Source organism: Mycobacterium basiliense (genome assembly GCF_900292015.1).
Classification (GTDB): domain Bacteria; phylum Actinomycetota; class Actinomycetes; order Mycobacteriales; family Mycobacteriaceae; genus Mycobacterium; species Mycobacterium basiliense.
On sequence record NZ_LR130759.1, the window covers coordinates 828,977 to 848,825 of the forward strand.

General features: G+C 67.0%; 20 protein-coding genes. 14 read left to right on the plus strand and 6 right to left on the minus strand.

The window, feature by feature from the left end; translation table 11 throughout:
• Positions 1 to 4 precede the first annotated feature (4 nt).
• Positions 5 to 1,405 carry an amino acid permease gene (locus tag MB901379_RS03575; protein ID WP_158015398.1) on the plus strand — a complete coding sequence of 467 codons (1,401 nt, stop codon included), beginning with the start codon at positions 5 to 7 and terminating at the stop codon, positions 1,403 to 1,405.
• Positions 1,406 to 1,664: 259 nt separating this feature from the next.
• Here the strand turns inward: MB901379_RS03575 and MB901379_RS03580 are convergent, their stop codons facing one another.
• Together MB901379_RS03580 and MB901379_RS03585 are read right to left on the minus strand one after the other, a co-directional pair.
• Complete coding sequence (locus tag MB901379_RS03580; protein ID WP_158015399.1) at positions 1,665 to 1,982, minus strand: glutaredoxin domain-containing protein; 318 nt, start codon at positions 1,980 to 1,982, stop codon at positions 1,665 to 1,667.
• Between the two features lie 5 nt (positions 1,983 to 1,987).
• Entirely contained in the window at positions 1,988 to 2,578 is a 591-nt protein-coding gene (locus tag MB901379_RS03585; RefSeq protein WP_158015400.1) for a peroxiredoxin-like family protein, read from the minus strand.
• A 149-nt stretch (positions 2,579 to 2,727) separates the two neighbouring features.
• Here MB901379_RS03585 and hemL point away from each other — a divergent pair, with 149 nt between their 5' ends.
• The 7 genes from hemL to MB901379_RS03620 all read left to right on the plus strand — a co-directional run bounded on the left by hemL (position 2,728) and on the right by MB901379_RS03620 (position 10,128).
• The gene (hemL, locus tag MB901379_RS03590) at positions 2,728 to 4,068 is read left to right on the plus strand and encodes a glutamate-1-semialdehyde 2,1-aminomutase (RefSeq protein ID WP_158015401.1); all 1,341 of its coding nucleotides are present in this window, start codon (positions 2,728 to 2,730) and stop codon (positions 4,066 to 4,068) included.
• Positions 4,068 to 4,676, plus strand: coding sequence for a histidine phosphatase family protein (locus MB901379_RS03595; protein WP_158015402.1), 609 nt, complete (start codon positions 4,068 to 4,070; stop codon positions 4,674 to 4,676). Before hemL ends, MB901379_RS03595 begins: the two co-directional genes overlap by 1 nt.
• Before the next feature lie 2 nt (positions 4,677 to 4,678).
• A complete protein-coding gene (locus MB901379_RS03600) occupies positions 4,679 to 5,290 on the plus strand; it encodes a TlpA disulfide reductase family protein (protein WP_158015403.1) in 612 nt (203 codons plus the stop codon).
• The gene (locus MB901379_RS03605) at positions 5,287 to 6,075 is read left to right on the plus strand and encodes a cytochrome c biogenesis CcdA family protein (RefSeq protein WP_158015404.1); all 789 of its coding nucleotides are present in this window, start codon (positions 5,287 to 5,289) and stop codon (positions 6,073 to 6,075) included. The genes MB901379_RS03600 and MB901379_RS03605 overlap by 4 nt, the downstream gene beginning before the upstream one ends.
• A 122-nt stretch (positions 6,076 to 6,197) precedes the next feature.
• A complete protein-coding gene (locus MB901379_RS03610; RefSeq protein ID WP_158018916.1) occupies positions 6,198 to 7,802 on the plus strand; it encodes a cytochrome c biogenesis protein ResB in 1,605 nt (534 codons plus the stop codon).
• Positions 7,799 to 8,785, plus strand: coding sequence for a c-type cytochrome biogenesis protein CcsB (gene ccsB, locus MB901379_RS03615; RefSeq protein WP_158015405.1), 987 nt, complete (start codon positions 7,799 to 7,801; stop codon positions 8,783 to 8,785). The genes MB901379_RS03610 and ccsB overlap by 4 nt, the downstream gene beginning before the upstream one ends.
• A 98-nt stretch (positions 8,786 to 8,883) precedes the next feature.
• On the plus strand, positions 8,884 to 10,128 hold the full coding sequence (locus MB901379_RS03620) for a MinD/ParA family ATP-binding protein (protein WP_158018917.1): 1,245 nt from the start codon (positions 8,884 to 8,886) through the stop codon (positions 10,126 to 10,128).
• Between the two features lie 20 nt (positions 10,129 to 10,148).
• Here MB901379_RS03620 and MB901379_RS03625 read toward each other — a convergent pair whose 3' ends face one another.
• A complete protein-coding gene (locus tag MB901379_RS03625; protein ID WP_158015406.1) occupies positions 10,149 to 10,301 on the minus strand; it encodes a hypothetical protein in 153 nt (50 codons plus the stop codon).
• 46 nt (positions 10,302 to 10,347) lie between these two features.
• On the opposite strand from MB901379_RS03625, the gene MB901379_RS03630 reads away from it, so the two are divergent.
• Positions 10,348 to 10,725, plus strand: a complete 378-nt coding sequence (locus MB901379_RS03630; RefSeq protein WP_158015407.1) for a DUF4229 domain-containing protein — start codon at positions 10,348 to 10,350, stop codon at positions 10,723 to 10,725.
• Between the two features lie 8 nt (positions 10,726 to 10,733).
• Here MB901379_RS03630 and MB901379_RS03635 read toward each other — a convergent pair whose 3' ends face one another.
• Together MB901379_RS03635 and MB901379_RS03640 are read right to left on the minus strand one after the other, a co-directional pair.
• Complete coding sequence (locus MB901379_RS03635; RefSeq protein ID WP_158015408.1) at positions 10,734 to 11,741, minus strand: beta-ketoacyl-ACP synthase III; 1,008 nt, start codon at positions 11,739 to 11,741, stop codon at positions 10,734 to 10,736.
• 100 nt (positions 11,742 to 11,841) lie between these two features.
• On the minus strand, positions 11,842 to 12,714 hold the full coding sequence (locus tag MB901379_RS03640; protein WP_158015409.1) for a 1,4-dihydroxy-2-naphthoate polyprenyltransferase: 873 nt from the start codon (positions 12,712 to 12,714) through the stop codon (positions 11,842 to 11,844).
• Between the two features lie 34 nt (positions 12,715 to 12,748).
• Here MB901379_RS03640 and MB901379_RS03645 point away from each other — a divergent pair, with 34 nt between their 5' ends.
• Complete coding sequence (locus MB901379_RS03645) at positions 12,749 to 13,525, plus strand: S-methyl-5'-thioadenosine phosphorylase (protein WP_232021976.1); 777 nt, start codon at positions 12,749 to 12,751, stop codon at positions 13,523 to 13,525.
• The gene (locus MB901379_RS03650; protein WP_158015411.1) at positions 13,522 to 14,562 is read left to right on the plus strand and encodes an NAD-dependent epimerase/dehydratase family protein; all 1,041 of its coding nucleotides are present in this window, start codon (positions 13,522 to 13,524) and stop codon (positions 14,560 to 14,562) included. The genes MB901379_RS03645 and MB901379_RS03650 overlap by 4 nt, the downstream gene beginning before the upstream one ends.
• 6 nt (positions 14,563 to 14,568) lie before the next feature.
• Here the strand turns inward: MB901379_RS03650 and MB901379_RS03655 are convergent, their stop codons facing one another.
• Positions 14,569 to 16,122: a DUF7937 domain-containing protein gene (locus MB901379_RS03655; protein ID WP_232022075.1), complete on the minus strand. Its 1,554-nt coding sequence runs from the start codon at positions 16,120 to 16,122 to the stop codon at positions 14,569 to 14,571.
• Positions 16,123 to 16,557: 435 nt separating this feature from the next.
• Between MB901379_RS03655 and MB901379_RS03660 the strand changes: the two genes are divergently transcribed.
• Genes MB901379_RS03660 through MB901379_RS03670 form a run of 3 tightly spaced genes read left to right on the plus strand, consistent with a single transcriptional unit; the run spans position 16,558 to position 19,845 of the window.
• Complete coding sequence (locus MB901379_RS03660) at positions 16,558 to 18,498, plus strand: hypothetical protein (RefSeq protein WP_158015412.1); 1,941 nt, start codon at positions 16,558 to 16,560, stop codon at positions 18,496 to 18,498.
• A gap of 31 nt (positions 18,499 to 18,529) precedes the next feature.
• Positions 18,530 to 19,186, plus strand: coding sequence for a glycosyltransferase family 2 protein (locus tag MB901379_RS03665; RefSeq protein ID WP_197717856.1), 657 nt, complete (start codon positions 18,530 to 18,532; stop codon positions 19,184 to 19,186).
• Positions 19,183 to 19,845, plus strand: a complete 663-nt coding sequence (locus tag MB901379_RS03670) for a TIGR04282 family arsenosugar biosynthesis glycosyltransferase (RefSeq protein ID WP_158015413.1) — start codon at positions 19,183 to 19,185, stop codon at positions 19,843 to 19,845. The genes MB901379_RS03665 and MB901379_RS03670 overlap by 4 nt, the downstream gene beginning before the upstream one ends.
• Positions 19,846 to 19,849: the final 4 nt, after the last annotated feature.

Genomic DNA, 19,849 nt, shown 5'->3' on the forward strand with positions numbered 1-19,849 from the left:
CCGCGTGTCGGATTCACGGCCCTCGACTCATCGGAAGGCGGCCGCTATAGATACCGGGTCAGGACTGCGTCAAGGACTGTCGCAGCGCCAGCTCAATATGATCGCAATCGGCGGGGTTATCGGCGCTGGCCTGTTCGTCGGGTCCGGGGTGGTCATCAGGGCTACCGGTCCGGCCGCATTTGTGACGTACACACTATGCGGTGTGGTGGTCGTGCTGGTGATGCGGATGCTTGCCGAGATGGCCGCCGCGAACCCGTCCACCGGTTCGTTTGCCGACTTTGCCGCCCAAGCCCTGGGGGGTTGGGCAGGATTCTCGGTCGGCTGGCTGTATTGGTACTTCTGGGTGATCGTAGTGGGCTTTGAAGCGGTTGCCGGCGCCAAAGTCCTGACCTACTGGCTCCACACACCGCTGTGGCTGCTGTCGCTGATTCTGATGATGATGATGACCGCGACGAACCTGTTTTCGGTGTCATCTTTCGGTGAGTTCGAATTCTGGTTCGCAGGCATCAAGGTCGTGGTCATCGTGGTGTTCCTGCTGTTGGGCGGCGCGTTCGCGTTCGGACTGTTGCCGGGCCATGACATGGATTTCAGCAACCTCACTGCAGATGGCGGACTATTTCCCGCCGGAGTCGGGGCGGTTTTCACCGCTGTCGTGGTCGCGATCTTCTCCATGACCGGTACCGAAGTCGTCACCATTGCCGCGGCCGAAACCCCCGACCCGGAACGTGCGGTGCAGCGAGCGATGGGCACGGTGGTCGCGCGCATCGCGATCTTTTTCGTCGGCTCGGTTTTCCTGCTCGCGGTGATCCTGCCGTGGAATTCGATCGAGCCGGGTTCGTCACCCTACGTCGCCGCCTTCCGGCATATGGGTATTCCCGGCGCCGATCAGATCATGAACGCGGTGGTGATTACCGCGGTGCTGTCTTGTCTGAACTCGGGTCTGTACACCGCATCGCGAATGCTGTTCGTACTTGCCGCGCGACGGGAGGCACCGGCTTCACTGGTCAAGCTCAGCGCGCGCGGAGTCCCCTATATCGCCATCCTCGCGTCCTCGGCGGTGGGCTTCTTGTGTGTGATCATGGCCGCGGTTGCGCCTAATACGGTATTCATCTTTCTGCTCAACTCGTCGGGTGCCGTCATTCTCTTCGTCTACCTGCTGATCGCGCTCTCGCAGATCATCCTGCGGGGCCGGACCCCACCGGAAAAGCTGCGAGTCCGGATGTGGATGTTCCCGATACTGTCGATCGTCGCGGTGATCGGCATCATTGGTGTGCTCGTCCGGATGGCATTCGACGACGCGGCGCGCAGCCAGCTCTGGCTCAGCCTGCTGTCCTGGCTGGTGGTGATTGGGTTGTACGCCGCCATCAAAACAGTGATGCGCAACCGGCAACCTGTCGTCGGCTAGCCCTATTATCTTGCATTCCAATAGTTTTCGATAGCCGTGGCCACTGCGGTCGGTATCGCGTTCGGCTGCGCCCGCATCGACCGAGCATGGGAACGCCTGCCGCAGCTCCGGTGAACACGTCAGCGCCTTGATGGCCAACACGATCAGATCCATCGCCTCGCTGGGCGCCGGGGTGCTCGCGCGCAGAAGACACCAGCTGGTCCATCCCGCTCGCTTCGCACCGGTCATCTCAAGGCCGCCGATGTGCACTACCCGCGCCCTATCGCGCTCCAAGTCGTGACCGCAGGACCGTCCACCAACCGCCGTTTGAGCTCCGAGCGAGCAGCTCGGGTGCGTGGGCGCGGACCGCGTTAACCACCTGACCGGCTGTTGGGTTGACCATGGCCAGGTCGCCAACCACGACGGTGGGAACCGTCTCGTGGCCGCCGGCAACCGAACGGACCACCGCCGCCGCGTCCGGATCGGACCAAATATTGACCTCTTTGGTGGGTAGACCTCGTCGGCGTAGCCCGGTCCGCAGCCGCCAACAGAATGGGCAGCCGGGCCGCCAATACACCACCACTTCTCGCTCGCCCATACCGTTCACCCCAGTGCGTGGTGTAGGTCCAGCAACTCGTCGATGGACCATTGATCGTCGGCATGGCGCCCGTAGTGCACAGCGACAATCGTTCCGTCCGGCTCGATGAGAAAGTCGGCTGGCAATCCCAAATGCGTTTCGCCATCGGAACTGGATTTCACGCCAGCGTAATTGGGGTCCCCCCGGTGCCGCAGTGCGGCGCGGTAGCCGCGCGCGCCGGCAGACCAACTGCGGGGGCTGATCAGAGCGCGCAGGCCCTTCTCCACTCCGAATTGGCGGTAGTACACCCTGTTCGGGTCGGCGATCACCGCGAACGGCAGCAACGCCTGGTAGCCGCGCAGCTCGCCGGCCGGCGAGTGAAAGAACACGACTTCGGTGATCCCGGCATCGGTGAGTTGCTGGTGACGGTCGGCAAAGCGATGCAGGTGCAGGCTGCAGATCGGGCAGCCGGCGAATCGGCGGAACTGCAGATGCGTCCGGCCGGCCGGGGCCGGCACCGACACGGACTGCCCGGTGACGGTATCCAGCTCGCCCACTCCAATGGTCTCGCCGGTTGACAGCCTTTTCGTAAACCTTTTCGTGGTCGTATGCCGCATACCATGCACTACAACTCGCGCGCTGCATTTGTTCCGACCACCCGCTGTGGATCGTCGGCGGGACTGTGGCGCGCGCCGACCGGCGCCGGCCCCGCCAACTCTTACACCCTGTAGTTGGGCGGGGTGCCGAGGCTGGGACACTAGTCGTCATGGGCAGCACCGATCAGACGGTTGCCACCGTGCACGCGTCCGCGAAACTGTTCGCGGACGCGTGCACGGCTATTCCTGGTGGGGTCAACTCCCCGGTGCGCGCGTTTTCGGCGGTCGGCGGTACTCCGCGCTTCATCACCGAAGCGCATGGCTGCTGGCTTACCGATGCCGACGGCAACCGCTACGTTGACCTGGTCTGCTCCTGGGGGCCAATGATCCTCGGCCATGCTCATCCCGCCGTCGTCGACGCCGTTACCAAAGCCGCTGCCAACGGTCTGTCGTTCGGCGCGCCCACGCCGACCGAGACCGAACTGGCCGCCGAAATCATCGGGCGGGTGAGGCCCGTGGAGCGGATGCGACTGGTCAATTCCGGCACCGAGGCCACCATGAGTGCGGTCCGCCTCGCGCGGGGCTTCACCGGACGAGCCAAGATCATCAAATTCTCCGGCTGCTACCACGGCCATGCGGACGCGTTGCTGGCCGACGCGGGTTCGGGGGTGGCGACTTTGGGGCTGCCGTCATCGCCGGGAGTCACGGGCGCCGCAGCGGCGGACACAATCGTGTTGCCCTACAACGATATCGACGCCGTGCAGCAGATGTTTGCCCGGATCGGCGACCAGGTGGCCGCGGTGATCACCGAGGCCAGCCCGGGAAATATGGGGGTGGTGCCGCCGGCGCCCGGCTTCAACGCGGCGCTGCGCGCGATCACCGCCGAGTACGGGGCGCTGTTGATTGTCGACGAGGTGATGACCGGCTTTAGGGTCACCCGAAGTGGTTGGTACGGAATCGATCCGGTCGCGGCCGACTTGTTCACGTTCGGCAAGGTGATGAGCGGTGGGTTACCGGCGGCCGGGTTTGGTGGACGTGCCGAGGTGATGGAGCGGCTGGCGCCCCTCGGGCCGGTGTATCAAGCCGGGACGTTGTCCGGCAATCCGGTCGCGATGGCCGCTGGGCTGGCGACGCTGCGGGCCGCCGACGACGCCGTGTACGCCGCGCTGGACGCCAATGCCGACCGCATGGTCCTGCTGCTGAGCGAGGCGCTGACAAACGCCGGTGTGGCGCACCAGATTCCGCGCGCCGGCAACATGTTCAGCGTGTTCTTCGCCGAGGAGCCGGTGACCGACTTCGGGTCGGCGCGGGCCAGCGAAACCTGGCGTTATGCCCCGTTCTTTCATGCCCTATTGGACGCCGGTGTCTACCCGCCGTGCAGCGCGTTCGAGGCATGGTTTGTCTCGGCGGCTCTCGATGGCACGGCATTCGATCGGATTGCGGACGCGCTACCGACCGCGGCCCGTCGGGCCGCCGAGGCGAGCCAAGTCAACCCGAAGGGCAGGCACTGATGGCTGAACAGACCCGGGTGCACGTGGTGCGTCACGGCGAGGTACACAACCCCAGCGGCATTCTCTACGGTCGGTTGCCCGGATTCCGGCTGTCGGAGGCCGGCGCCGCACAGGCGGCGGCCGTGGCCGACTTCCTGGCCGACCGCGACGTGGTCGCGGTAATCGCATCTCCGCTGCAGCGTGCGCAGGAGACCGCCGCGCCCATCGCGGCCCGCCACGACCTGCCCGTCGACACCGACCCAGACTTGATCGAATCGGCCAACTTTTTCGAGGGCCGGCGGCTAGGCCCGGGCGATGGGGCGTGGCGGGACCCGCGCGTGTGGTGGCAGCTGCGCAACCCGTTCACGCCCTCCTGGGGCGAGCCTTACACCCAGATTGCGCAGCGGATGGCGACTGCGGTGGACAAGGCGCGCGCCCGCGCCGCCGGCCATGAGGCGGTGTGCGTCAGCCATCAGCTGCCGGTATGGACGCTTCGGATGCATGCCACCGGTAGGCGGCTGTGGCACGACCCGCGGCGCCGTCAGTGTGCGCTGGCGTCGGTGACCTCGCTGATTTATGACGGCGACCGGTTGGTCGATGTGGCGTATTCCCAACCGGCGGGCGCTTGACCATGCGGCGGCTGGCGATCGCTGTGACGGTGCTGACAGCACTGCTGAGCGGCTGCTCCGGGAAAGACGCCGTCGCACAGGGCGGCACGTTCGAATTCGTGTCGCCCGGGGGTAAGACCGACATCTTCTACGACCCACCGGCCAGCCGTGGCCACCCCGGGCCGTTGTCGGGTCCGGACTTGATGAATCCGACGCAAACTATCTCCCTCGATGATTTCCCCGGACAGGTCGTTGTCGTCAACGTATGGGGCCAGTGGTGCGGGCCGTGCCGGGCCGAGATCACCCAACTGCAGCGGGTGTACCAGGCCACTCGGGGCGTTGGGGTGGCTTTCCTTGGCATCGATGTTCGCGACGGTGCCCGCCAGGCGGCCCAGGACTTCATCAACGACCGGCAGGTGACCTTCCCATCGATCTACGACCCGGCGATGCGCACCCTGATCGCCTTTGGCGGTAAATATCCGACCACCGTGATTCCGTCCACGCTGGTGCTGGACCGCCAACATCGGGTCGCTGCGGTTTTTCTGCGCGAATTGCTCGCCGAGGATTTGCAGCCGGTGGTGCAACGGGTGGCCCAAGAGTCAGCGGGGGGTATGACTCCGCCGGGACCGCAATGACCGGGTTCGCCCACATCGCCGCCGCGGGACCGCTGCTGGTGGCGCTTGGACTGTGCGTGCTGGCCGGTCTGGTGTCGTTTGCGTCGCCGTGTGTGGTGCCGTTGGTGCCGGGCTACTTGTCCTACCTGGCCGCGGTGGTCGGGGTTTCCGAGGGCGATGCGCAGCTGCAACCTGGCGTGGTCAAAGCGCCCGCGGCAACGCGGTGGCGGGTTGCCGGATCGGCGGCGCTGTTTGTCGCCGGGTTCACCGCGGTGTTCGTGCTGGGTACCGTCGCCGTGCTCGGCATGACCACCACGCTGATCTCCAACCAGGTGTTGCTGCAGCGGGTGGGTGGTGTGCTGACGATTGTGATGGGTCTGGTCTTCGTGGGTCTCATCCCGGCCCTGCAGCGTCCGGCCCGGTTGCGCCCGCGACAGTTGACGACGCTGGCCGGGGCGCCGCTGTTGGGCGCGGTGTTCGCGCTCGGCTGGACCCCCTGCCTGGGGCCGACGCTGACCGGAGTGGTCACGGTGGCCTCAGCGACCGACGGTGCCAGCGTGGCCCGCGGGATCGTGCTGGTGATCGCCTATTGCCTGGGGCTGGGCATCCCATTCGTGTTGTTGGCGTTCGGATCGGCGGGGGCCGTTGCGGGCCTGGGCTGGCTACGCCGGCACACCCGGGCGATCCAGATCTTCGGCGGCGCGCTGTTGATCGCCGTCGGCCTGGCGCTGGTCACCGGGCTGTGGAACGACGTGATCTCCTGGCTGCGTGACGCGCTGGTCTCCGACGTCAGGTTGCCGATTTGACCGCGCAGGTTGACTCGCGAGCAGACGCGGAATCGCCCAAAACGGCGCGTTTTGGTGCGATTCCGCGTCTGCTCGCGCCCGGAGTGTCCTGGGCGCGCAATACCTGGCGTTCGCTGACCTCGATGGGCACCGCGTTGGTGCTGCTGTTTCTGCTTGCGCTCGGCGCGATACCCGGGGCGCTGCTGCCGCAACGCAGCCTCAACGCCGGCAAGGTCGACGACTACCTGAAAGCCCACCCGGTGATCGGCCCCTGGCTGAACCAGATGCAGGCCTTCGATGTGTTCTCCAGTTTCTGGTTCACCGCCATCTACGTGCTGCTGTTCGTGTCGCTGGTCGGCTGTCTGACCCCGCGGATGATCGAGCACGCCCGCAGCTTGCGGGCCACGCCGGTCGCCGCGCCGCGTAACCTGGCCCGGTTGCCCAAGCACGCCGGGGCACAGCTCGTCGGCGAACCTGAAGCCCTGGCGGCGTTGATCTCCGGGCGTCTCCGCGGCTGGCGCACCGCCATTCGGCGCAAACCCACTGGCGACGCAGCATCCGAAGTTGTGGAGTTGTCCGCCGAGCGTGGCTACCTGCGTGAATTCGGCAATATTGTGTTCCACTTCTCGCTGCTAGGCCTGCTGGTCGCGGTGGCCGTCGGCAAGCTGTTCGGCTACGAGGGCAACGTGATCGTCATCGCCGACGGCGGTCCCGGCTTCTGCTCGGCCTCGCCGGCCGCCTTCGACTCGTTTCGCGCCGGGAACACCGTCGACGGCACAGCGCTGTACCCGATCTGTATCCGGGTCAACGACTTTGACGCGCACTACCTGCCGTCCGGGCAGGCCATCTCGTTCGCCGCGGACATCGACTATCAGGCCGGCAGCGAACTGACGGCCAACACCTGGCGGCCCTACCGACTGGAAGTCAACCGACCGCTGCGTGTCGGCGGCGACCGGGTGTACCTGCAGGGCCACGGCTACGCGCCCACCTTCACGGTGACGTTCCCGGACGGGCAGACCCGGACGTCGACGGTGCAGTGGCGCCCGGACAACCCACAAACCCTGCTGTCGTCGGGTGTGGTGCGCATCGACCCGCCGGCTGGCAGCTACCCGGACGCCGACGTGCGCCGCAAACATGAGATCGCGATTCAGGGTCTGCTGGCGCCGACCGAACAGCTCGACGGGACGTTGCTGTCATCACGGTTCCCGGCCCTCAACGCGCCCGCGGTGGCTGTCGACATCTACCGCGGCGACACCGGTCTGGACAGCGGACGACCGCAGTCATTGTTCGCTCTGGATCCACGGCTGATCGAGCAAGGTCGGCTGGTCAAAGAAAAGCGTGTCAACCTGCGCGCGGGTGAACAGGTCCGCATTGCGCAGGGCCCCGCGGCCGGTACGGTCGTCCGGTTCGATGGTGCGGTGCCATTCGTCAACGTGCAGGTTTCCCACGACCCCGGCCAGGCGTGGGTGCTGGTTTTCGCGATCACCATGATGGCCGGGCTGTTGGTGTCTCTGCTGGTGCGCCGTCGCAGGGTTTGGGTTCGACTCACGTCGGCGATTGAAGCGCCGGGTACGGTGAACGTCGAGCTGGGTGGCCTGGCTCGGACGGATAACTCCGGATGGGGCGACGAGTTCGAGCGGCTGACCGAAAGATTGTTGTCCGGGCTGCGTGAGTCCGGCGCGACCGACTCGGTCTCGCAGACCGCTGGCGGGACGGCAAGAAGGAGTCCTCAGGTGGACGTCACATGAACCCGGCCAACATCAACATCGGATTGGCCAGATACTCCGACTGGGCATTCACCTCGGCGGTGGTCGCGCTGGTCGTTGCGCTGCTGCTGCTGGCGTTCGAGCTGGCCTATGTGCGTGGCCGCAAGGTGGACGAACGCGAATTGGTGCCGGCCGGCTCGGTGGCCGGCGACAGCGCCACACCGGGAATCGTGGCGGCGCCGCCGCTGCGCCCATTCGACGAACGCGTCGGGCGGGCCGGACTGGCCGTGGTCTACCTCGGCACCGGGCTCCTGCTGGCGTGCATCGTGTTGCGTGGCCTGGCCACCATGCGGGTGCCGTGGGGCAACATGTACGAGTTCATCAACCTGACTTGTTTGTCCGGGCTGGTCGCCGGCGCGATCGTGCTGCGTCGCCCGCAGTATCGGCCGCTGTGGGTATTCCTGCTGGTGCCGGTGCTAATTCTGCTCACGGTGTCCGGACGCTGGCTTTACGCCAATGCCGCACCGGTGATGCCGGCGTTGCAGTCCTACTGGCTGCCCATCCACGTGTCCGTGGTCAGTCTCGGTTCGGGGATCTTTCTGGTTGCCGGCATTGCCAGCATCCTTTTCCTGCTGCGGACCTCGCGGCTGGGTGAGCCCGACGCCGAGCATGATCCGGGCACGCTGGCGCGGCTGGTGCAACGATTCCCCGATGCCCAGACTTTGGACCGGATCGCCTACCGGACCACCATGTTTGCTTTCCCAGTGTTCGGTTTCGGAGTGATCTTCGGTGCCATCTGGGCCGAGGAGGCCTGGGGGAGGTACTGGGGTTGGGATCCCAAGGAGACGGTGTCGTTCGTCGCGTGGGTGGTATACGCGGCGTACCTGCATGCCAGGTCGACAGCCGGCTGGCGGGATCGGAAGGCCGCCTGGATCAACGTCGCCGGATTTGTCGCCATGGTCTTCAATTTGTTCTTCGTTAACCTGGTGACGGTCGGCCTGCATTCCTATGCGGGCGTGGGCTGAGTCATAACTAGGGGAGGGTGCGCGTGTCAGAGCAACCAACGACCGGTGTAGGGGAGCCCACAGCCCAAGAGGGAAACGTTGGCTCGGATCATCCCACCATGCAGCTGCCCCAGCAGTACCCGGGCGACCAGCCCGTCGAGCCCGGCGGCGACGCCCCGACCCGGGCTTTCGCCGGGTTTCGAACCGAGCGGCGTAGCCCCGGACCGGCCGAGGGCCCTGGGGCGCTCGGCGTAGGGCCGTCGACTTCCGCCGAAGTGCCGCCGTGGGATACCGGACCGGTGAGCGGTTTGCCGCGGCTAGATCCGACGGCGTACGGCGCCTACTACACCGGACCGCCCGACTCGGCCGAAGGGCCAGCCCAGCGGGGCGAGTACCGGCCGGAGCCGATACCTCAAACGCCGTATCCCGAGCTAGCCACCACCATGCTGCTGCGACCGGTCAAACCGCCGCCATCGGAAGGCTGGCGTCGGTTGCTCTACGTCCTGTCCGGTCAGCGGATCAACCTGGGCGAGAGCCCCCGCGCCAGCCGCTACAACAACCTGGTTGCCCAGATCAACAGGCCCATGCGGGGCTGCTACCGGATCGCGATGGTGTCGCTGAAGGGCGGCGTCGGCAAGACCACGATCACCGCGACGTTGGGATCGACCTTCGCCTCCGTCCGTGGTGACCGTGTGGTCGCGGTGGACGCCAACCCCGACCGCGGCACGCTGAGCCAGAAGGTGCCGTTGGAAACGCCGGCCACCGTCCGGCACCTGCTGCGCGATGCCGAAGGCATCGAGCGCTACAGCGATGTGCGGGGCTACACCTCGCAGGGGCCCAGCGGCCTGGAGGTACTGGCCTCAGACACCGATCCGGCCGCTTCCGAGGCCTTCAGCGCCGACGACTACAACCGCACCCTGGACATCCTGGAACGCTTCTATGGCCTGGTGCTCACCGATTGCGGTACCGGGCTGCTGCATTCGGCGATGGCGGCGATACTGGCCAAGTCCGACATGCTGATCGTGGTGAGCTCCGGCTCCATCGATGGGGCACGGAGTGCTTCTGCGACGCTGGACTGGCTGGAGGCACACGGCTATGAGGATTTGGTGCGCAACTCCATCGCGGTGATCAACGGGGTGCGGCCACGCTCAGGCAAGGTTGATATGCAGAAGGTGATTGACCACTTCGGGCGGCGTTGCCGGGCGGTGCGGCTGATGCCGTTCGACCCACATCTCGACGAAGGCGCCGAGATCGCGCTGGACTTGTTGAAACGCGACACGCGGGAAGCGCTTGCCGAATTGGCCGCCGTGGTCACCGATGGATTCGCCGCGGACCAGCGACGATCCAACCCGAACTTCACCTAGCGCGGGGTGGGTGAACGCGCCTACTGGCCGCCTTGCCCCAGCCGCCGCAAGAATTCTGGATCATCGTCGGGCCCGATAACGCGAGTCTTCGGCCGGTTCGACTGCGCCTTGGCGGCACGCCAGCCGATGTAGATCAGCGTCCCCATTATCAGTACGACGAGCAGGTAAAGCACTCGACACCTCCTGTGAGCGAATATACCCGCGCCGTAGGCTCAGGCTGTGTCAGAAGCGCCTAGCGGCAATGCCGCCGGAACCGCGGGGGGCCCGCGCTACCGCGGAGTCGTCGATGTGTTGGTGTACGCCATCGCCCGGTTGTTGCTGGCAGTCGTGGTCAGCGCTGCGATCTACGGAGCGGCGCTACTGGCGGGGATTGCCGAATTCCCGCTCGTGGTGGCGGCACTGTTCGGCCTGATCATCGCGATGCCATTGGGGATCTGGCTGTTCACCCCGCTGCGCCGGCGCGCAACGGCTGCGCTCGCGATCGTGGGCGAGCGCAGACGCGCCGAACGCGAACGATTGCGGGCCCGGTTGCGGGGTGATGCCATGCCCGGAGAGCGGCCCGATCAGCTTGCCGACGACGGCGTCGACGAAAGCTGAGATCGCGCTCAACCGACGGGCATCCGCACCACCTGCGCGGCATAGCTCAGGCCTGCCCCGTAGCCGATCAGCAAGGCCAAATCCCCGGGTTGGGCGGCTCCGGTCGCCAACAGTTCGGCCATGGCCAGCGGAATGGAAGCGGCCGAGGTATTGCCGGTGTGCTCGATGTCGTTGGCGATGATGGCATCCGGTCGTAACTGCAGGGTCTTGGTCAGCAGTTCGTTGATTCGGCTGTTGGCCTGGTGGGGTATGAACACGTCGATGTCGTCGGGTTTGACCCCGGCCGCATCCATCGCCTGCTGGCCGACTTTGCCCATCTCGAACGCCGCCCAGCGGAAAACGGCGGTCCCTTCCATGCGTAGAAACGGGCGTGGGCCGGTCTGGTTTTCCGCATAGCTGATCCAGTCGATGTCCTGGCGGATTGCGGTCGCCTGTTCGCCGTCGCTACCCCACACAGCCGGACCCACGCCTTGGCTGGGTGTCTTGCCCACCACCACCGCGGCGGCGCCGTCGGCGAAGATGAAGCAGTTGCTCCGGTCGTGCATGTCAACGGTGGGTGAGAGTTTTTCGGTCCCGACCACCAATATCGTGCCGGCGCTGCCGCCTCGGATCATGTCGGCCGCCACACCCAGCGCGTATCCGAAGCCGGCGCAACCTGCTGAGATGTCGAAGGCGGGCACGCCCTGGGCGCCCAGTCCGGCGGCGACGATCGGGGCACAGGCCGGGGTTTGCAGAAAGTGTGTGCTGGTGGCGACGATCACTCCGTCGATGTCGGACCCGTTGAGCGCGGCCCGCGAAATCGCCTGCTGGCTGGCCTCGATCGCCATGGAAGCCGCGGACTCCTGGTCGCCGGCGAACCGGCGTGTTTTGATTCCGGTTCGGGAGTAGATCCATTCATCGGAGGAGTCGATGTTCTGGCATATCTCCTCGTTGGTGACCACCCGCGCGGGGCGGTAGGCGCCGACGCTGAGCAGTCCGACGTTGTTGGGCCCACTGGTCGTGGCGATCTCCGTCATAGCCGTCCTTTGGTGTTATCCACACGTTGAGTGTGCTCTAGTGGCGAAGACACTCCGACATGGCCCGCCCCGTGGGCGCCAGCCAAGACCGTAGGCGCATTCATGCTGCCCACGCTAACGCGATGGACACGGCAATGGCCCAAACGATCATCGCCAGCCCGGTGTCACGCAGCACCGGTATCAACTCGGGTCCGCCGCGGCCGGCTCGCACCGGCGCCGACGCTCGCAGGGCCACTGGGGTGGCCAACACCCCCACGGCGCACCACGGCGTCGCGATCGTCAACGCCAGCGTCAACGCCCCGGCCGTGACCAGCAGCGCCTGGTAGAGCAGCCGGGTGCGAGCATCGCCCAGGCGTACCGCCAGGGTGATCTTGTGGGACTGCGCGTCGGTGGGGATGTCGCGCAGATTGTTGGCGACCAGCACCGATGACGACAAGGCTCCCGTCGCCACCGCCAGCACCAGCCCCACCCAGTCGACCCGTAGAGCCTGCGTGTACTGGGTGCCCAGTACTGCGACGAGGCCGAAGAATACGAACACCGCGACCTCGCCGAAACCCGAGTAGCCGTACGGCTTGGAGCCGCCGGTGTAGAGCCAGGCACCCGCAATGCAGCCGGCACCGAGGACGATCAGCCACGGTTGACTGAGCAACGCCAGCGCCAGCCCGGCCAGCGCGGCGACTGTGAGGCTCACCAGGGCCGCGGCCCGCACCGATCGCGGGCTTGCCAAGCGCGAGCCCACCAGCCGTGCTGGGCCGGACCGTTCGTCGTCGGTGCCGCGGATGCCGTCGGAATAGTCATTGGCGTAGTTGACGCCGATGATCAGTGCCACCGCGACAGCCAGTGCCAGCAGCGCTTTCCACCACACGGCGGCGTGCAGCCAGGCCGCGGCGCCGGTGCCCGCGACGACCGGCGCCACCGCGTTGGGCAGGGTATGGGGACGCGCCCCGGAGACCCACTGCGTGAATGTGGCCACCAGGGCATCCTGCCCCATGCACAACAATGGGCGGATGCTCGGAGTGATCGGTGGCAGCGGCTTCTACAGTTTTTTCGGACCCGATGCTCGCAGTGTCCATCCGGACACCCCCTACGGTTCGCCCAGTGCCCCGATCACGATCGGCGCCATCGCCGGACATGAAGTCGCCTTTCTGCCCCGCCACGGCGCGCTGCACCAGTATTCGGCGCACACCGTGCCGTATCGGGCCAATATGTGGGCGCTGCGCGCGCTCGGCGTCCGGCGGGTGTTCGCCCCGTGCGCGGTCGGCAGCCTGGACCCGCAGCTGGGGCCGGGTGCGGTGGTGGTGCCCGACCAGCTGGTGGACCGCACCAGCGGCCGAATCGACACCTACTTTGATTCCGGCGGTGTGCACGCTGCTTTTGCCGATCCGTACTGTCCGACGCTGCGGAGCGCGGTCACCGGGCTGCCCGAGGTGGTTGACGGCGGCACCATGGTGGTCATCCAGGGCCCGCGCTTTTCCACGCGCGCGGAAAGTCGGTGGTTCGCCGCGGCCGGGTTCAGCTTGGTCAACATGACCGGATATCCGGAGGCGATACTCGCCCGTGAACTCGAACTATGCTATACGGCAATCGCTTTGGTTACCGACATCGATGCCGGCGTCGGCGTTGGTGAGGGTGTGAAGGCCGCCGACGTGTTTGCTGAATTCAGAGGAAAGATTGATATGCTCAAGCAGCTGGTGCAGGCGGCAATCGGTCGGGTCGGCGCAGAGCGCAGTTGCAGCCACTGCCTGATGCACGCCGGTGTCATCTTACCGTTCGAGTTGCCATGAAAGTGCTGCTGACCGGCGCGGCCGGATTCATCGGATCTCGGGTGGGGGCGGTGCTCAGCGCCGCGGGCCATGACGTTGTCGGCGTGGATGCGTTGTTGCCTGCCGCGCACGGGCCAAACCCGGTGTTGCCGCCCGGGTGTCACCGGGTAGACGTCCGCGATGCCGATGCGATAGCGCCCTTGCTGGCCGGTGTGGACCTGGTGTGTCACCAGGCGGCGATGGTGGGTGCGGGCGTGGATGCGGCCGACGCCCCCCTGTATGGCGCCCACAACGACCTGGGTACCACGGTGCTGCTGGCGCAGATGTTCGCGGCCGGTGTCCGGCGCCTGGTGCTCGCGTCGTCGATGGTGGTCTACGGGCAGGGCCGCTACCAGTGTCGCCAACATGGCCACGTCGACCCGCTACCCCGGCGGCGCAGCGACCTGGACACCGGCGTGTTCGAGCATCGCTGCCCGGCTTGTGGGGAGCCGGTCGGCTGGGTACTTGTCGACGAATCGGCCGAGCTGCGGCCGCGTAGCCTGTACGCGGCCAGCAAGACCGCCCAGGAGCACTACGCGCTAGCGTGGTCGGAGTCGACGGGCGCCTCCGTGGTGGCGCTGCGCTACCACAACGTCTACGGCCCCGGCATGCCGCGCGACACTCCCTACTCGGGAGTCGCGGCGATCTTTCGCTCGTCATTGGAAAAGGGCGAACCGCCACGGGTTTTCGAAGACGGTGGTCAGATGCGTGACTTCGTCCACGTCGACGATATAGCCGCGGCCAACCTCGCCGCGGCGCATCGTGTCGAGGGCGAGGCCAAGGGGTTTACCGCAGTGAATGTCTGCTCGGGGCGGCCCATCTCGATTCTCGAAGTCGCCACCGCGCTGTGTCATGCCCGGGCCGACTCGGTATCACCGATCATCACCGGGCAGTACCGCAGCGGCGATGTGCGACACATCGTCGCCGATCCGGCGCGTGCCGCCGAGGTGCTGGGCTTCCGCGCCGCCGTGGAACCGCGCGACGGATTGCGCGGGTTCGCGTTTGCGCCCCTGCGCTGACGGTGGCTACTGCGCGGAGCCCGGTGGCCGGTAGATCTTCGGCCGGACTGGGCCGGTGGTCTCGGCGGAGCGGAAGATTCGGGGCGACCCGGTGGGCTCGGACAACACTGGGGTGGGCGTGTCGTCCTCAACGGCGCCCGCGTCGGGGGTGCGGAACTGGGTCGTCTTGGCCTCCGACGGCACCGCGGCGCCCCCACGGGCAGACCAGGGTCCGGGCCGGCGCGCTCGGCGTGGGCGTCGGCGGGGTTGGTGAGATCGCGTGGTCTGAGGTTGTCGTCGGCTGATGGCGACGGCGGCGGCAACGCCGAAGGCCAGGCCACACAGTGTCACGTCGAAGACACTGGTGATCTGTTGGGCAAGATTGTTTCCGTAGACCGGGTTCGGCACCACACCGGGGGTTGGGGCGAAACGCGGCGCGAGCAGGACGCCGACGAGGACGCGAGCAATGGTGAGCGTGAACAGCAGGCCAGACAGTGACGAGAACAGTCGCGCCGGTAGCGCGGCGGTGACCATGCTGGCCGCATTGACCCGAAGCCAGATTGCCAGCACCCCGGTGGCCAGATCGAACGCGGCCAGCGTCATGGTGTCATAACGCGAGTAGGGGAAGTTCAACATCACCGCAGTGGACAGGTCGGTGAGCCTCATCACTGCCGAACCCAAGCACCATACCGCGATGAGTAACAGCCCGTTTCGGGCCGCCGCCCGCCAAATACCCTGGTCGATAGGCTGGTGTTGGGCGGACCGGGGCAGTATCAGCGGCGCGAATATCGCGGCGCCCGCCGCCCAGGCCAGATAGCCTTCATAGCCGACTCCCGCCGTCGAGGTGTTTTGCGCAATGCCGTGGAATGCGTCGATCTCGCGCCCGATCGGAAGAATCCACACGACCATGCCCGCTGCCAGTGTCGATGCCCCCAGCCCAATGGTGGACAGGCGATATTCCGCGGTGCCCTTCAGCAGCCATCGGGAGGCGATCAGCACTGCCGCCAGGGCGACCACACCGTAGACGACGGCGGTGTCGATCACCGCCAGGTTCTGCTTGCCGAATCCGGAGGCGGGTTCCGAGGGTGTCAGCGCGTATCGCACCCGCCAGGCCAAGTTGAACCCGGTGCTCAGCGCCGCCCCGAACATCGAGGCGTAGCCGATGATTCGGGCCGCCAGCAGCCAGCGCTGATGCCGGTCGTCGTCGGCGGCGGACGGGCCGGTAGTCGGCGGCCGCGCACTCAGCAGTGCGCCGGCCAGCCCCAGCCAGCCGCCCGGCCCAACACCACCGGGCACGTGGACCGTTCCTCCGGAAATGATCGTTTGGAAAACGTCGTAGACGACGAACGCCACCAGCAGCAGCAGATAGGGAACGTTGAGCCCCAGACGGAGCCGGCCGACCAGGGTTGGTTTGGGGTCGCCCAGGTACGGCACGGCGACGGCCACCAGGGACAGCAGCGTGACCAGCAGCAAGACCCCGAACAGGTACGGGTTGCTGCCGGGGATTCGGAAACCGAAATATAGGTTCCACGGGAAGAACAGCGCGGTGACGAGCAGCGCACCGCCGGTGAGGTCGAGCATCTTGTTTCGGCGCGCCAACGGGTCGGGTGCTTGGCCTTGGTCGGCCGAACTGGGCGGCGGCTGCGTCGGTGGCGCGCCCGCGATGGGGCCAGTAGGCGTGTCGTCGCTGCTCAGGCTCACGATGCCCCCAAGAGATCAAGGTCGGTTCCGGCCGGCTCTGGTTCGGTCCGACGCCGAGGGAACCCCCTGCTGGACCCGCTGCGTTGTTCGATTGCGAACATATTCTCCGTTCGGACGATGCGGCATTGGCTGAAATCAAGTGATCCGCGGACGGGTTGCGTGATGACCGTCCCGAACAACTTGAGAATCCAGTTACGCTGCGCTCATAGGGAAACCTTGTCGCCCGAATTGATGAATACTGCCGACGCTATTGCAGTGTAGTGATGCTGGACATTGCTGGTTGTGGGGTGTGGCCAGCCGAAGGAGAACCGCTAGATGGACGTTGTGTTGGGGGTGGCGGTCGCGGGTCCGATCGCGCGCTTGGCGCTCGTCGGCGCGGCCGCCGAGGCTAGTTCCGTGATTGACCAGTCCTCGGTCGATCTGGCCGACGACGCGGTTTTGGTGCTGACGGAGACCGTGGTCGGCACGAACCGTTTGCTGGTCGACGAGGGTCACCGGCTGGTTGCCACCCGGCTGTGCTGGTCGGATCAAGGCAAAGCCGATGAACTGCGGGATGCGCTGGACAGTTCCGGGGTGCAAGACGTTGCGGTGTTGTCCGAGTCGGAGGCCGCCACCGCGTTGCTTGGGGTGCGGGGCTCGGACTCGGCGGTTCTGCTGGTCGGCGAGGAAACGGCCAGCTTGTCGATTCCGGGCGCGGGGGACGCACCGCCCACGCTGCTGGCCGCGACGCCGGTTGAAGGCGACGCCACATCGACCTTCGACACTTTGATGGCACGGTTCGACGACCAGGCCGGCACCCCCGATGAGGTGTTGCTGGTGGGTACCTCCGACGAGCAAACCTCCGTGATTGCCGACCAGTTGCGTGGCGCATCGACGATGCGCGTGCAGATTCCCGAAGACCCCACCTTCGCGCTGGCTCGCGGGGCGGCGATGGCGGCCGTCGCCGCGGGTTCGACGATGGCTCAACCGGCTGTGGCCGCAGACGCCACCACTTACCTGGCGCCCGCGGCGGTGGTGGATAGCAATCGGGACGAGGACGGGCAGCTGGCGTACTCCCAGGCCGCCGATGACGAGTTGCTTCCCGCCGATGGTCTGGACGACTATGACGGCTACCCGGACGATTATGACGAGTATGGCGATTATGACGACGAAGCGGGCGCGGCGGCACGGCCACGGCTGAGTTCCCGGTCGCTGCTGATCAGCAACGCCGTCGTCGCATTCGCGGTCATTGGGTTCGCGTCGTTGGCGGTGGCGGTGGCGGTGGCCATCCGGCCGACTGCGGCCGCGCAGCCCGTCGAGGGACATCAGAATGCCCAGCCGGGCAAGTTCATGCCGCTGTTGCCAACCCAACAGCAAGCGCCGGTACCGCCGCCGCCGGCCGATGAGCCGACGGCGGGTTTCCAGGGCGGCACCATTCCCGCGGTGCAGGGTGTGGTTCCTCGACAGGGAACGTCACCTGGGACGGGCGGGCCGCCGGTGGCGCCGGCTCCCGCGCCGGCCCCCGGCGTGGTGCCCGCTCCGATCCCGTTGCCGGTTCCGATCATCATTCCGTGGCCGGGTTGGTCGCCGGGGGTGCCCACACCACCGACTGCACCACCGACGACCACGGTGACCACGCCGCCGACGACGACTAAGCCGCCGACCACCACGGTGACTACGCCGCCGACGACTACGCCGGTGACCACGCCGCCGACGACAACCAAGCCGTCGACCACCACGGTGACCACGGCACCGACCACGCCGGTGACCACCGCACCGACCACCCCGAAGCCGACAACGGTGACGCCGACAACGGTGGCGCCGACAACGGTGGCGCCGACGACGGTGGTTCCGACGACGGTGGCGCCGACGACGGTGGTTCCCACGACAGTGGCGCCGACGACGGTCGCTCCGCAGCCGACCCAGCAGACCATCGCCCCTCAGCCCACGCAGCAGCCGACCCAGCAGACCATCGCCCCGCAGCCCACGCAGCAGGCCCCGCAGCCGCCGTCGGGTGGCGGTTCGTCGGGAGGGGGTTCGTCGGGTGGCGGTTCGTCGGGTGGCGGGTCCTCGGGAGGGGGTTCGTCCGGTGGCGGGTCCTCGGGAGGGGGTTCGTCGGGTGGTGGTTCGTCGGGAGGTGGATCCTCCGGTGGCGGGTCCTCGGGTGGTGGTTCGTCCGGTGGTGGTTCGTCCGGTGGTGGTTCGTCCGGTGGTGGGTCCTCGAGCGGTGGTTCGTCCGGTGGCGGCGGGCACTCCTCAGGAGGTGGCGGTCACTGAGCGGCAGGCCGACCACCCCTAAGGTCAGTGCATGTCCGGCGATGTGGTGACGGTGGTGCTGCCCTGCCTCAACGAGGAGGAATCCCTGCCAGCGGTGCTGGCCGCCATTCCGGCTAACTACCGGGCGCTGGTAGTGGACAACAACAGCACCGACGACACGGCCGCGGTGGCCAGGCGGCACGGTGCCCAGGTGGTTACCGAATCCCGCCCGGGCTACGGCGCTGCGGTGCACGCTGGGGTGGTCGCCGCGACGACTCCGGTGGTGGCCGTGATCGATGCCGACGGCTCGATGGATGCCGGCGACTTGCCTCGGTTGGTCGCCGAACTCGACCGGGGAGCGGACCTGGTGACGGGCCGGCGCCGTCCGGCGCCCGGACTGCACTGGCCGTGGGTCGCGCGGGTGGGCACCGTGGTGATGAGCTGGCGGTTGCGCACCCGCCACGGGCTGCCGGTGCACGACATCGCGCCCATGCGGGTGACTCGACGGGAGGCGCTGCTGGATCTGGGCGTCGTCGATCGACGGTCGGGCTATCCGCTGGAACTACTGGTTCGGGCCGCGGGCGCCGGCTGGCGGGTGGTTGAACTCGACATCCGATACGGCCCTCGGACGGGCGGCAAATCCAAGGTCAGCGGTTCGCTCCGGGGCAGCATCATTGCGATCCTGGACTTCTGGAAGGTGATCTCGTGAGTCACCTACCGGTGACGGTGCTGGTGGTGGCCAAAGCACCCGAACCCGGCTTGGCCAAGACGCGGCTGGCCGCGACCGTCGGTGACCAGGTCGCAGCCGAAATCGCCGCGGCGGCCCTGCTCGACACGCTCGACGCGGTAGCCGCAGCCCCGGTGGCCGCGCGGGTGGTTGCGCTCACCGGCGACCTGGACAACGCCCCACATGCCGCCGAAATCCGGCGCCGTCTCGAGACGTTCACCGTGATCGGACAGCGTGGTGCCGACTTCGCCGATCGCCTCGCCAACGCCCACCATGATGCGGCGGACGGCTACCCGGTGCTCCAAGTTGGCATGGACACCCCGCAGGTGAGCGCCGGCCTGCTGGCCGATTGCGCCCAACGGCTGCTGGAAACGCCGGCGGTGCTCGGTCTTGCCGACGACGGAGGCTGGTGGGTGTTGGGAGTGCACACGCCGGCCGCGGCGCAATGCCTGCGCACCGTGCCCATGTCACGGCCCAATACCGGCGAGCTCACGCTTAAGGCGTTGCGCGACAGGGGTATTGACGTGGCTACCGTGCAGCGATTGGCTGATTTCGACGTCTTCGACGATGTCATGGTGGTGCGCGACGCCTGCGGTCGGGACAGTAGGTTCGCTCGGGTCACACGCTCGGCCGGACTCTAAGGCT